Source organism: Thermoactinomyces vulgaris, assembly GCF_003688725.1.
In the GTDB taxonomy this organism is placed as follows: domain Bacteria; phylum Bacillota; class Bacilli; order Thermoactinomycetales; family Thermoactinomycetaceae; genus Thermoactinomyces; species Thermoactinomyces vulgaris.
The window spans coordinates 413,056-426,292 of record NZ_REFP01000008.1 but is presented as its reverse complement, the minus strand read 5'-3'; the positions used below and the strand labels follow the sequence as shown (position 1 = coordinate 426,292).

15 protein-coding genes and 1 other annotated feature (1 of these 16 cut by a window edge) are annotated in these 13,237 nt (G+C 47.5%); all 15 genes read right to left on the bottom strand.

Going from position 1 to position 13,237, the window contains the following annotated elements; translation table 11 throughout:
- Window positions 1–227, bottom strand: a binding site (T-box leader) (it extends 3 nt beyond the left edge of the window).
- A 44-nt stretch (window positions 228–271) separates the two neighbouring features.
- The 15 genes from ATH33_RS06585 to murB all read right to left on the bottom strand — a co-directional run bounded on the left by ATH33_RS06585 (window position 272) and on the right by murB (window position 13,173).
- Window positions 272–1,186 carry a DivIVA domain-containing protein gene (locus ATH33_RS06585; protein WP_049720285.1) on the bottom strand — a complete coding sequence of 305 codons (915 nt, stop codon included), beginning with the start codon at window positions 1,184–1,186 and terminating at the stop codon, window positions 272–274.
- Between the two features lie 94 nt (window positions 1,187–1,280).
- The gene (locus ATH33_RS06580) at window positions 1,281–2,039 is read right to left on the bottom strand and encodes a YlmH family RNA-binding protein (protein WP_049720286.1); all 759 of its coding nucleotides are present in this window, start codon (window positions 2,037–2,039) and stop codon (window positions 1,281–1,283) included.
- A 28-nt stretch (window positions 2,040–2,067) separates the two neighbouring features.
- On the bottom strand, window positions 2,068–2,328 hold the full coding sequence (locus ATH33_RS06575; protein ID WP_037995137.1) for a YggT family protein: 261 nt from the start codon (window positions 2,326–2,328) through the stop codon (window positions 2,068–2,070).
- 10 nt (window positions 2,329–2,338) lie between these two features.
- Window positions 2,339–2,749: a cell division protein SepF gene (locus ATH33_RS06570; protein WP_037994942.1), complete on the bottom strand. Its 411-nt coding sequence runs from the start codon at window positions 2,747–2,749 to the stop codon at window positions 2,339–2,341.
- Between the two features lie 26 nt (window positions 2,750–2,775).
- Window positions 2,776–3,477 carry a YggS family pyridoxal phosphate-dependent enzyme gene (locus tag ATH33_RS06565; protein WP_037994944.1) on the bottom strand — a complete coding sequence of 234 codons (702 nt, stop codon included), beginning with the start codon at window positions 3,475–3,477 and terminating at the stop codon, window positions 2,776–2,778.
- Window positions 3,474–4,307 (bottom strand): peptidoglycan editing factor PgeF, encoded by an 834-nt coding sequence (gene pgeF, locus ATH33_RS06560; protein ID WP_037994946.1) that lies wholly within the window; start codon window positions 4,305–4,307, stop codon window positions 3,474–3,476. Before pgeF ends, ATH33_RS06565 begins: the two co-directional genes overlap by 4 nt.
- A 53-nt stretch (window positions 4,308–4,360) precedes the next feature.
- A complete protein-coding gene (locus ATH33_RS06555) occupies window positions 4,361–4,657 on the bottom strand; it encodes a YlmC/YmxH family sporulation protein (RefSeq protein WP_049720287.1) in 297 nt (98 codons plus the stop codon).
- A 150-nt stretch (window positions 4,658–4,807) separates the two neighbouring features.
- Window positions 4,808–5,584, bottom strand: a complete 777-nt coding sequence (gene sigG, locus ATH33_RS06550) for an RNA polymerase sporulation sigma factor SigG (protein WP_037994949.1) — start codon at window positions 5,582–5,584, stop codon at window positions 4,808–4,810.
- A gap of 74 nt (window positions 5,585–5,658) precedes the next feature.
- Complete coding sequence (sigE, locus tag ATH33_RS06545; RefSeq protein ID WP_037994951.1) at window positions 5,659–6,381, bottom strand: RNA polymerase sporulation sigma factor SigE; 723 nt, start codon at window positions 6,379–6,381, stop codon at window positions 5,659–5,661.
- 17 nt (window positions 6,382–6,398) lie between these two features.
- The gene (spoIIGA, locus tag ATH33_RS06540; protein ID WP_037994953.1) at window positions 6,399–7,307 is read right to left on the bottom strand and encodes a sigma-E processing peptidase SpoIIGA; all 909 of its coding nucleotides are present in this window, start codon (window positions 7,305–7,307) and stop codon (window positions 6,399–6,401) included.
- Between the two features lie 186 nt (window positions 7,308–7,493).
- Window positions 7,494–8,642 carry a cell division protein FtsZ gene (gene ftsZ / locus ATH33_RS06535; protein WP_037994954.1) on the bottom strand — a complete coding sequence of 383 codons (1,149 nt, stop codon included), beginning with the start codon at window positions 8,640–8,642 and terminating at the stop codon, window positions 7,494–7,496.
- A 39-nt stretch (window positions 8,643–8,681) separates the two neighbouring features.
- A complete protein-coding gene (gene ftsA / locus ATH33_RS06530) occupies window positions 8,682–9,923 on the bottom strand; it encodes a cell division protein FtsA (RefSeq protein WP_121874216.1) in 1,242 nt (413 codons plus the stop codon).
- A gap of 196 nt (window positions 9,924–10,119) precedes the next feature.
- Window positions 10,120–10,851 (bottom strand): cell division protein FtsQ/DivIB, encoded by a 732-nt coding sequence (locus ATH33_RS06525; RefSeq protein ID WP_121874215.1) that lies wholly within the window; start codon window positions 10,849–10,851, stop codon window positions 10,120–10,122.
- 130 nt (window positions 10,852–10,981) lie between these two features.
- On the bottom strand, window positions 10,982–12,250 hold the full coding sequence (murA, locus tag ATH33_RS06520) for a UDP-N-acetylglucosamine 1-carboxyvinyltransferase (protein ID WP_037994961.1): 1,269 nt from the start codon (window positions 12,248–12,250) through the stop codon (window positions 10,982–10,984).
- A gap of 14 nt (window positions 12,251–12,264) precedes the next feature.
- Window positions 12,265–13,173, bottom strand: a complete 909-nt coding sequence (gene murB, locus ATH33_RS06515) for a UDP-N-acetylmuramate dehydrogenase (protein ID WP_037994964.1) — start codon at window positions 13,171–13,173, stop codon at window positions 12,265–12,267.
- Between the last annotated feature and the right edge of the window lie 64 nt (window positions 13,174–13,237).

Here is a 13,237-nt window from a genome sequence, read left to right as displayed (position 1 = left end):
AGGGACGAGAAGGTTTCCCGCGGTACCACCCTACTGGCTTCGTATCCTTGAATTGGAGACAAAACCTCTCAACCATCCTTAACGTGGATGACGCGGTCGACCTTACTCCAATTTCAGGTGACAGTTCCAGGGTGATTTTCGATAGAAACTCGGATTAGGCTTACACCATCCCTAATTCGCTGCAAACACGAGTTTACCTATCTACTCTTCCCTTTCTTTACCATTAGCCCTGATTCTCTTTTGCTGATCTCCCAGAACATCGGCGTGTCCATTAAAACATGGCTTTCTTCTTCAGTTTTCTGGATGTTCTGCGCAACTCGCGGCGTGGTTCTTCTTCTTCATAATAAGAAGAAGCGGCGACTTCGTCCATGACGGCATTATCTTCGACATTGTTCATGTTATTGAAATCCTGGAATTCCTGCGTGTTGAAATCTTGGTACTCTTGGGTGTTGAAATCCTGATACTCCTGGGTGTTGAAGTCTTTATACTCCTGGGTGTTTTGATCCATCAACATCTCCCGGGATTGATCCTGTTCCGCATATTGTTCAAGTTTCTTACCTTGCTCTTCCAAACCGGACTCCAACTCTTCCAAAGATTCCCAATCGGAGTTTTCCAGAATGTCCAGATGCGATTGCACCAGTGTGCGGAAACGTGCACGGTAGACGGTGGCTTTTTGTTTCAAATCAAGCAGCTCGCTGTGGATGGCACGGGCCTTTTGCAATGCTTCGTTGATGATCCGGTCGGCATTTTTCTCTGCTTCCTGAACAATCAACTCGGCTTCTTTCTTGGCGTTTAAGCGAACTTCCTCGGCCACTTCCTGAGCCACACGGATCGACTTGTGAATGCTTTGTTCCATCGAGCTCAATGCTTGAGGCGACGGATGCTGAACAGGCTCCGGATAACGTTGCATCGGTTGCGGTGCCGGTGCCGGCGCCGGCGGTTGTGCGGCTTGCTGCTGTTGTTGCATTTGCTGCGGCCCGGTTTGGAACATGGACTCGTCTTCCATCAAACGCTCAATCTCTGCCTGTAACTCTTCCACTTGTTGTTCCAGTTCCAGTTTTTCCCGTGTGAGCAGTTCGAAATCTTTAATAATCTGGTCAAGAAAATCGTTCACTTCATCAACATCATATCCACGGAAAGATCTTTTAAACTCTTTATTGTGTATATCTAAAGGTGTTAATGGCATCTTTCGCACCTCCTGAAAAAATTGCACGCATTCTTATTCTACAAAATGAAAAAACGTCCTTCCGAAAGCCTGCAAAAATCCATCCGGGCTCCCATCAATGATAAGTACTCAGTTTTATCCATATTCTTCCTTTTTTGCTATGTCCCTCAATACTTTCTACAGCCAAACGTCCAAATCCTCTTAGTGAAATCAAGTCGCCCGGCGCCACCGGATAATCCGGTTGATCCACTAATTTCCAATTCACTTTGCACTTACCGCTTTTCACCATGGACGCAGCCTTTGTTCTAGAGACCCGATAACCTTCTGATATTACTGCATCGACACGCATCGAGGCCACAGAAGCCGTCCGGATCTTTCCGTTTCTTTCGGGAAGAGTCAGTTCCGCGCGATTAATCTTCCTTATACTAACACGATGGCGTCCGACTTGTCCAATACCCAAAAAAATATATTCCGCCATCTCGCCGGCAACGATAATATCACATCCTTTTGCGTGTGGCAGGATGTCCCCCAGCATGTTCCGTTTGATTCCCAAACCCGTCAAAGCTCCCAATACATCACGGTGTTTCAGTTCTTTTGAATCTTTTGTTTCAAGTCTGTAAAAAACCAAATCCGTCCATTCCGGATTTTCCCCGTAATAATCGGGAGCAATCAAAGCGCGCTTTCGCTCTGCTTCCGGATACCCGCCATCCAGACAGAAGAGAAGAGCCGGCTCCCTTTTGACAACCGACGTCAGAATAAACTGCTCTCTCGGATCCAAAAATGGAGTGACAACGAATTGGTTTTTGTCGGATGCGCGGTGCACATAGTCCAAAGAACGTTCCACAAAAGGGCGTTCTTCCGGACGAAAATGCATAAAAATATTCTCTTTTGACATCACAGAATTATAGCACCCAACCGATAATTGTATAAACGCCTAATTCTACGAAATGCAAAACAAAAAGCGCCACGATGGGGGAGATGTCAATCATCCCGCCGATCGGTGGAATGAAGCGGCGAAACACACTCAAATACGGTTCGGAAACTTTCGCGAGAAAAACGCCCACCGGAGTGTCCCTGAAATTGGGAAACCACGAAGACAAAACATAAATGATGAGCACAATCGAATAGATATTGAAAAACTGGTTCACGATGGAGTAAATCATTTTTTCCACTTCACCTCAAATTTTTTGCCTCTTCCTCTTTGAACAGATCTGTGATCGATCCCTGGATATCCACATTCGCCGGTGTGCAAATAAAGATATTTTCACCCAGTTTTTGAATGTTTCCTCCCAAAGCATAGACGGTACCGCTTAAAAAGTCGATGATCCGCACCCCTTGTTCGCGGCGGACCATTTGCAGGTTGACAACCACAGGGCGGTGGCTTTTCAAGTGATCCGCAATTTCCGGCGACTCTTCATATGCGCGCGGTTCAAATAATACCATACGAATGTTTTTTTGTGTATGGAGCGAAACCACATTGTTTCGTCCCTTCGGACTGGAAGTTCCTTGCTCTTCTTCCGTTTCTTCGTACAAATCCTCATCGGTCACGCCGAAAAAACCCATAATCCGATCCATGAATGTCATTAGGAAATCGCCTCCCGACACAAAGGCTAGCCACCCCGTTTTTCACCCCCAATCAAAACAGAGCCCAATCGCACCCAAGTCGCTCCTTCTTCGATGGCAATTTCAAAATCTTGGGACATGCCCATGGATAAATGAGGTACTTGCAAACGGGGATGGTTTAACCGTTGTAATTTTCCTTGCAATCGTTTTAATTCACGAAAGACAGGCCTCACTTCTTCGGGGTTGTCCGCAATGGGTGCCATGGTCATCAGGCCGGTGATGTCAATGGTGTTTAAATTCGCCACCTCACGGGCAAATTCTTCTAATTCTTGAGGAGAAATTCCATATTTTGATTCTTCTCCCGAGACATTGACTTGCAAAAAACAACGTTGCGGCGGATATCCGCCTTGCAAAACCCGTTTGTTGATTTCTTCCGCGAGGGAAAAACGGTCCAGCGAGTGGATATAGGAAAACTTGCCAACCACATCTTTTGCTTTCCGCCGTTGCAAATGGCCAATAAAATGCCAAGTTCCCCGGTCCTTTAACTCCTCCCATTTGGGAAGGGCGTTTTGCACCCGGTTTTCGCCGACATGCTCCAACCCCAGGTCCAATATGTTTTTAGTCGCTTCTGTATCTAAATATTTAGTGACCGCAAGCACATGAACCTCCTTTGGATCCCGGCCGGAACGCTGACACGCCTGCTCGATTCGTTGTTTCACTTTTTCCCACCGGTTAGCAAATTCGTTCATTCCGATCCCCTTTCCTTCTTTCCGATGTATGCAACCATTCGTCCGGTTTCTCCCTGATCGCGACGATGGGAATAAAAATAATCTTTATCACAGCTTGTACAAAATCGGGACAAAAGGATATGTCGCGGATGGACGCCGGCTTTTTCCAAAATTTTAGCATTGGCTTTTTTCAAATCCAGTTGCCAGCGGCCCCGTCCCCGACTTACTGCGACTTCATTTACGGCTTCTTCATCAGACAATATGTTTTCCAGCGGCCGGTATACCCGTTCATCCACTTCATAACAACAGGAGCCGATCGACGGACCAATCACGACACGGATTTTTCCGGGATCTGCTCCAAGCGATTGCAAACGTCTGACCATTTTTGAACCGATTCCCCCGACCGTTCCTTTCCAACCGGCATGCGCAATCCCGATCCAATCGACATCGGGGGCATAAAAATAAAGCGGAACACAATCGGCAAAGTAGGCCGCCAACAAGATTCCGGTTTCGTTTGTCACCATACCGTCGGTGTCTTGGAAAGCGGTTTTCCGCGCGTCTTTTCCATATCCCCGGTGTTTCTCTTCCACCGTTTCGATATGGACACCATGGATCTGTTCGCCGCAAGTCCAGGCGGAAAAAGGCATCTGAAGCACAGAAGACAGTTCTTTCCGGTTGGATACGACTTGTTTTGGTTGATCACCGACATGAAGTGCGTAATTTCGGCAAAATTTATCTTCTCTGTGATCTTTGGCGCTAAAACCCACGGTCAGATGAGGAAATGCGTTTTCCCATGCATCCACCGTAAAATAAGGCACGCCACTTTTCTGTTGATAACGAAAAGGCTCCATATACACCCTCCCTTCCAACCATATTACCATATCTTCACACCGGAACAAACCGATTAACGGTACTCATCACCGTCCGGTAACATGGAATGGGAAGGGGGTGCCATCGGGGAGGAGCGGCCGCTGTCCAACCGGACCAAAATCACATCCGAACCGATTTTTACAATGTGACGCCATGGAATCACCCACTCATGCCCCCCGGAAACCAGCCCGAACCATCTCGTTTCCCCGGGAACCACAATGGCTTGGATCACGCCTTTTTGCATATCCAACTCCAAATCATAAATTTGTCCCAACTTGCGCCCGTCTGCAATATTCACCACATCTTTTTCCTGCAACTCGGATATTTTCATGGGAAGATGCCCTCCGTTTGCCATTTCATTTTTATTATATATATGTAAACAGGCTGGAAAATGTAATTGGGACATCCCTTTTTTAAGTGGAACTTTTTCCGTAACAAAGAAAGCTTGCCATTTCCACCCGTTGGCAAGCTCCGGTTTATTTTAATTAATAAATTTATTCATTTGTTGTATGGCTGCTTTCTCCAAGCGTGAAACCTGAGCTTGGGAAATGCCGATTTCATCCGCGACTTCCATTTGTGTTTTTCCTTCGAAAAAACGCATGGACAAAATCATTTTTTCTCTTCCGTTTAACCGGTTCAGCGCCTCTTTCAGCGCAATCTCTTCAATCCACTGCATATCTTTGGATTTGTCATCACTTAATTGATCCATGACAAAAATCGGATCACCGCCATCCTGATAAACCGGTTCAAACAACGAAACCGGGTCTTGAATTGCGTCCAGTGCAAACACTACATCTTCTTTTGGGACATTTAATGCTTCCGATATCTCATAGATCGTCGGTTCCCTGGAATGCCGGTTGGTTAGTTGATCGCGAACCTGCAGTGCTTTGTATGCAATATCCCGCAGCGACCGGGATACGCGAATCGGATTGTTATCCCGCAAATATCGACGGATCTCTCCGATGATCATCGGCACGGCATAGGTTGAGAATTTAACATTTTGGCTGAGGTCAAAATTATCAATGGCTTTCATTAATCCGATACATCCGACTTGGAATAAATCATCCACGCATTCTCCACGGTTGTTAAAACGCTGAATCACACTCAATACCAAGCGCAGGTTCCCATTGACCAATTTTTCCCTCGCTTCAAGGTCTCCGGCTTGATATTTCTGAAACAATACACGCATCTCTTGGTTTTTCAGGACCGGGAGTTTTGATGTATCCACACCGCAGATTTCCACTTTGTTTCGTGCCATGAAAAATTCTCCTCCTCAGGATGGAACTAACTTACAGTATGTCCTGCGAAGGAGAATTTATAATGAAAATGAAATTAAACCATTTTATTGAATTCTTTACGCAATCTCTTAATAATTCTTTTTTCAAGACGGGAAATATAGGACTGAGAGATTCCCAACAGATCCGCGACATCCTTCTGTGTTTTTTCTTCACCGCCATCCAGACCAAAACGCAAAATCATAATTTTCCGCTCCCGGTCTGATAGATGCGATAATGCCGTCCGCAAAATTTTTTTATCCACTTCTTCTTCTATGTCGCGGCAAATGATGTCATTATCCGTCCCCAATACATCAGACAGCAGCAACTCATTTCCATCCCAATCCGTGTTTAAGGGCTCGTCAAACGAAACTTCCGACCGGACTTTGTTGTTGCGGCGCAAAAACATCAAAATTTCATTTTCGATACAACGGGAAGCATAGGTGGCCAATTTGATTTTTTTCTCCGGATCAAAGGTGTTCACCGCTTTAATCAAACCGATGGTTCCGATCGAAACCAGATCCTCGATATGGATCCCGGTGTTTTCAAACTTCCTTGCGATGTACACAACCAAGCGCAGGTTTCTTTCGATCAGGATGGCCCGGACGGCCGAATCCCCGCTTGGAAGCCGTTCTAACAAATGGGCTTCTTCTTCTTTGCTCAGCGGCGGCGGAAGGGCTTCGCTGCCTCCGATATAATAGATTTCTTCTCCCTTCAGCCCGAAATGAATTAAAATACGATACCAAAATAATTGAAACGCCATTTTCCATCTGGCAAACATCCCATTTACCCCCTCTTTTAAACGGCTGATACACAGGATGGATGAATGATCGCCTGGTAAGTCCCGTCGGATGAAAGACTTCCGACATCTATACCTATGAGAATTTTCTTGATTTTATTCTCATTTTCTCCTTGCGAAATGATGACATAATCCGGTTTGAGGGCCATCAGGAGATTATTCTTTGTTCCGGCCGCCCGATAAGGAATCAGGCGAATGCGATTCATCCAATCCGCCGGCAGCTCATCCCAGTCTTTTTCAAACCCCGGCTCTTTTGCTATTTTCCACAAAGGTTCCGGAAGCAGCGGTTTTAACTGCTCCAATTCCACCATGATCACCGGCGCGCGGGTGATCGGGTCCCGCAATTGATTTCCGGTGTCCACCAATCCCACACAACACAATTCTTGATCCTTCAGACGGATTTTCACATCGGCTGTGAATTGGTGAAACATTTGCCGCTCATCCAACGAACGCAATGACAAGCGGGTGTACAACCACACAAACGGAAATCCGAAAATGATCAGCCCCCATGAGACCGGGGATCCCCAACCATGTTGGGACTCCGTGTAAAAAATGCCTCCGGCCACCTGGCTGTCACCGGTCATGACATAGTGAAAAGCAACCATCGCTCCTCCCGTAATAAAGCAAATAAGATAAAACATTCCCAAATTCCTGAAAAAAGCAACCGGATCCTTAAAACCAAAAGCAATCCAAATCATAAAAATGGAAACAATGATTTTCACCGGCAAAAAGTAAGCGATGGAAAATTGCGGCCACAGATGCAACATCGAGTAAAACCCGCCCAGAAGGGCAGAAAGCAATAACCGCCACCAGACAGCCTTTTGCTTCCGGATCCCGGAAGTAAGCCAAAGGAGCAAAAAATCAATTGCGCTGTTGAGAAAGAAAATCACATCCGCATACACTGTCATAAGCTCTCTCTCCAAATCGGGGTGAGAATAGTATATCTTAATCTATATTTCAAAGTCTGTCTAAACTTGCCAACCCCATTTGACTTTTTTCGTCGAACCGGGAAACAACATGCAGGCTCCATCCGCACGGCATGCACAAAAAAAGCAACCGAATCCCGAAGGAGTCCGGTTGCAACAAACAGGCGTTCATTTGTTTTTGCGGTTGCGTAAGAAAGTGGGCACTTCCAAGTTGCCGTAAGGATCCATGATGCTTTCTTCATCCGGTTTTTTGGGGGCAGGGTCTTTTTGCAAGCGTTGGAACGGGTTCAAATTGTTATCTTCCCTTCCGCCAAATGAAGGTTTTCCCTGTGATTGCGGTTTGGCGCTCTTTTTCTCTTGCTCTTCATGATCGAAGCCGGTGGCAATCACCGTGACCAAAATTTCATCTTTGAGATCTTCATTAATGACAGCCCCGAAAATCATGTTCACTTCCGAGTGGGAAGCCTGGGTCACAATATCCGCCGCTTCATATACTTCGTACAAACTCAAATTGGTGCCGCCGGTGATATTCATCAACACACCGCGGGCTCCTTCGATCGAGGTTTCGAGCAAAGGACTGCAAATCGCTTTTTTGGCCGCATCGGCAGCGCGGTTTTCCCCGTTGGCCGAACCGATTCCCATCAAGGCGGAACCCCGTTCCGTCATAATGGTGCGGACATCCGCAAAGTCAAGGTTAATGAGCCCCGGGACGGCAATCAAATCAGAAATCCCTTGAACCCCTTGTCTCAACACGTTATCCGCTTCTCTGAACGCTTCCAGCATCGGGGTGTTTTTATCAACGATTTCCAACAGCCGGTCGTTGGGAATCACGATTAACGTGTCCACATTTTCCTTTAATGCCGCAACCCCTTGTTCCGCCTGATTCGCTCTTCTCCGTCCTTCAAAAGTAAACGGTTTGGTGACCACACCGACAGTCAGCGCCCCCAATTCACGGGCCACCGCGGCAATCTCCGGTGCCGCTCCGGTTCCGGTGCCTCCACCCATTCCGGCGGTGACAAACACCATGTCGGCTCCCTTTAAGACGCTTTCGATTTGTTCCCGGCTTTCTTCAGCCGCTTTTTTTCCGATTTCCGGTTTGGCTCCGGCTCCGAGCCCCCTGGTCAATTTTTCCCCGATTTGCAGGCGGACAGGCGCCTTGGAGCGGTTTAAAGCCTGTGCATCCGTGTTGACGGCAATAAATTCGACCCCTTGCACGCCCGCCTCAATCATCCGGTTGACTGCATTGCTTCCGCCACCACCGACACCAATGACTTTTATCTGGGCAATTTGTTCCATTTCAAGATCAAAATCCAACATATTCTTGTCCCTCCAATACAAAAGCTTACCAAAATCTTTTTAAATGAATTCATTTAACCAGTTTTTCATTTTTTCAAAAGCCGACGGTCCACGCTGCTTTTTCTGGCGAGGAGGGTGATGGGAGGTTCGATGCGACTCGGTTTGGAAAGCCCCGCGTTTATGCAAGTAGTGAATCATGCCGACTCCGCCGGTGTATGAGGGTTCTTTGACGCCAATATTTTGGGGAGTGGCAATCCGTACGGCTCCGCCCAATTGGTTTTGCGCAACATGCAGGATATACTGTGTTGCCATGACTCCTCCCGTCAACACATAACCACCGGCAGGTTCTTCCGAAAAGCCCATGGCTTTGACCTGTTGGCGGATCAACTGAAACATTTCTTCCAGCCGGGGTTCGATGATTTGCGCCAACTCCAGTTGGGTTACAATCCGGTCTCTGCTCGTTCCAATCGTTTGCACATTAAACATCTTGTCTGTCAACGCAAATTCTTTACAGGCAACCCCGTATTTGCATTTCACTTCCTCGGCTGAACTGGTCTGTGTCCTGAGTCCTATCGCAATGTCATTGGTTATGTATTCCCCACCAATCGGAATGACGGAAGTTCCTGCAAGGTGACCGTGCTGATAAACCGTCAGTGTCGTGGTTCCGCCACCCATGTCCACCATGACGACACCCAGATTTTTCTCATCATCAGACAGGCAAAGCTCACTGACGGCCAGCGGCAAAAACACCATTCCGGCGATATTTAAGTCCGCCCGCTCCACACAGCGAAGCAGATTGGTCAATATCGTCTTGGTCCCGGTGACAATGATCGCATCCACTTCCAACCGGACACCGACCATTCCGTTTGGATCTTTGATATCATCGAGGCCGTCAACAATAAATTGCTTTGGAACGACTTCAATCACTGCCCGTTCCGGCGGCAACGCAATCACACGCGCCGCTTGCAACACACGGTCAATGTCATGAAGGCTGATCTCCCTGTCTTCACTGGAAACAGCAACAACACCATGGCTCGGCTGCAAAGAGACATGGTGTCCAGACACTCCGACAAACACCTCGGAAATCTCTATGCCAACCATGCGTTCAGCATGATCCACCGCTTCACGTATTGATTGTACGGCTTGATCAATATTGATGATAGCTCCCTTTTTCATTCCTTGTGACTCTGCCGTCCCTACTCCCACAATGTGTGGTGTTCCGTCTGCGTTGATTTCGGCTACGATGACACGAACTTGTGAAGATCCAATATCCAAAGTGATAACGAAATCCTCATTGCTCAATTCTGGGCACCTCCTTGCCCGGGAGTCAGTCTTAATGTATGGGTATCCATTTTAGAATGAAAATATATTAAGGAAAAGGGAGGAAACTCTTACAAACCATATTCAACAATCACAGAGTGATCCCCTCTAAAGCAAAACATTTTTATTTATATTCCTATTTCCATGTTTTTCTTTTTAAACAATCTTCCACCTCATATCAGGTTGCCGGCTCCGCTCCGTCATCCGGAATAAACCAGATGCTTTCCAACAAATACAGTGTACCTTGCGGATGTTTAAAAAACGAGGGATAGTAATTCATTTTTTGTGAAAGATCTTCCACTCGCACAAAAATGCGGTGATGATAACCGGTTAAAATTTCCACTTGATCCTGGTGTTTGGAAACGGGTCGGACTTCTTTGATGGAACGTTGAATCATCGGAGGGATTTTTCCAATTTCTTTCACTGTTTGTTGCAGCATGGGATAGGCAAGATCCCATCCTTTAAATAAAATCCGGTCAGATTTGAATGAAAGCTGCCGGTGAGGTAAAATAGTACCGTCCAATAAAATGGGGAGATGTTTCTGATCTTTGGTTTCAAACCAACCGACAACCGGTTTTTCCCGAATCAAAATGGTCACTTTGTCCGGAAACGATTTTTTGACCTCTGCGTGACGGACTTCGGGAATGGTCCGGATTTGACTTGCGATTTCGTCGGGTTGGACACCAAAAAAAGAAACCCCTTCCTGTATCTGCGCTTTCTTTAAAATCGTTTCGGTTGATACCAATTGGTTTCCGGACACTTGAATCTCTTTGATTTTACTCAGCGGCGATCGCAAGAATATGGCAAACAACGCTCCCATAAAAAACAAAAAGATAAATGCCAAAATCCATGGTGACGGGGACCGTTTTTTGCCAATCCAATTGCGAAAGGGAGGAATGCGTTCATCCACCAAATGATACTCCTTTCCTCTGCTTTCGCCTGACTGACCAAGATGCAAAAAATATAATCTTCCCTATATATTACCACAAATATGGGATGTTGAAAGGTTTTCGCACAAAAAAACAGCGGCACAATCTGTGCTACTGTTCAGCATCCTTCTTGATCCGTTTGATATTTCCTCCCAATTGTCCGAATGTTTCCTCCATTGGCTCATAACCCCGGTCAATATGATGAACGCCATGAACAATGGTCCGGCCGCAAGCCGCCAATCCGGCGATCACCAATGCCGCTCCGGAACGCAAATCTGATGCAAACACTTCCGCTCCCTTCAGTCTTTTTACCCCGCGAATCGTGACCGTACGCCCGTTCAAATGCATATCCGCTCCCATTTTCTTCAATTCATGCACATGTTTCAGGCGCCGTTCAAAAATGTTTTCGGTCACCCGGCTTTCGCCCTCCGCCAGCGCAAGCAGGACCATGGTTTGTGGTTGCATATCGGTCGGAAATCCGGGAAACGGCTTTGTCACCAATTCAGAAGCCGGCCGGATGGATGAACCCGCCTTTACCCGGATGCCCTCCGGATCCCGACTGAAATGAACCCCCAATGGCTCAAGATGTTCGGCGAGCCCTTCCATCTCAGCTTCCTTGATCCCTTTCATAACCAATTTTCCCCCGGTGATTGCCGAGGCAATTGCGAAAGTGCCCGCGGCAATCCGGTCGGACATGACCTGATGGGAAGCGGCTGTCAAATAATCGACCCCAATGACCCGAATCTCGGGCGTGCCGGCTCCTTCAATCTGAGCTCCCATTTTGGTCAGGTATGTTGCCAACTCAACGATTTCCGGCTCACAAGCTGCATTTTCAATGATGGTCTCCCCTTCGGCACACACCGCCGCCATCATGATGTTTTCCGTGGCGCCGACACTCGGAAACTCCAACGGGATGTGTGTGCCGGTCAGTTTGGGCGCTTCGCACTGAATGATCCCATCCGTCTCCACAATTTCCGTTCCCAACATGGCAAGCCCTTTGAGATGGAGATCAATCGGCCGTGCACCGATATTGCATCCCCCGGGTTTGGTCACACGAACCCGCTGAAGGCGTGAAAGCAACGGCCCCATCAGAAAAACCGATGACCGGATTTGCCTCATTAGATGTTCCGGAATGCAATGTCTTTCCATGTTCCGTGTATCCACATACAACGTCGACCGTTCACGAACGATTTCCGCCCCCAACGACTCCAAAATCTTACACATTGCAAAAATGTCGGTCAGTCCGGGAACGTTTTCGATTTGGTGAATTCCTTCGGCTAAAACCGTAGCAGCCAGGATGGGTAAGGTTGCATTTTTTGATCCTTGGACACGAACAGATCCGGACAGAGGTTTGCCACCTTCAATCACAAACCGTTCCAATGTGTCACCTCCGTTTACTCTTCACCCACCACCTGCACTTCCGGTTCGAGACGGATATTGTATTTCTCATCAATGGTTTGAATGATGTGCTCGATCAATTGCAAAACATTTTTGGCCGTGGCATTACCCCGGTTGATAATAAAGTTCGCATGCGTGGTAGACACTTCGGCATCCCCGATCCGAAAGCCCTTTAAACCGGCTTCCTGGATCAGGCGGCCGGCGTAATCCCCCGGCGGATTTCTGAAAACACTACCAGCGCAAGGATATTGTAATGGCTGTGTCTTTCTCCGGCGGTCTTTATAAGAAGTCAGCCGCGACATGATCTCATCCCGTTCACCGTACTCCAATGTGAAGGAAGCTTCGGTCACGATTCCTTTCAGTTTGGTTTGAAGCACGGAAGTACGATAGCGAAATTCCATCTCTTCATTCGACAATGTCACCCATTCACCGGTTTCCAAAAGCACAGTCGCGGAATGAAGAACTTTAGAAATGTCAGAACCATGCGCACCCGCATTCATGTAGACGGCGCCCCCCACGTTACCGGGGATTCCCGCCGCAAACTCCAATCCGGTCAGCCCTTGTCTGGAGGTCATGGTTGCCAGCAAGATGGTGGAATACCCGCCGCCGGCGGTGACCCGGGTTCCATCCACTTTCAACTCGTTAAACCCTTCATCCAATTTGAACACCACACCCCGGATTCCACCATCCCGCACCAACAGATTGGACCCTCTGCCAATCACTCTCCAAGGAATCTGATGCCGGTACACCACCTGCATCGCCTGTTCCAATTCTTCCTTATTGCGCGGATAGATCAGGAGATCGGCAGGGCCTCCCACTTTCCACGTCGTATGGCGGGACAAAGGTTCATTGACTCGCACATCCTGAATTCCGATGCTTTTCATCTCTTGTATGATTTGTTCCACTTGATCGTCCCTCCTCGCCTACCCCGAAAGAGTCCCTCCAACCACTGGCTTAACATAGTTTATG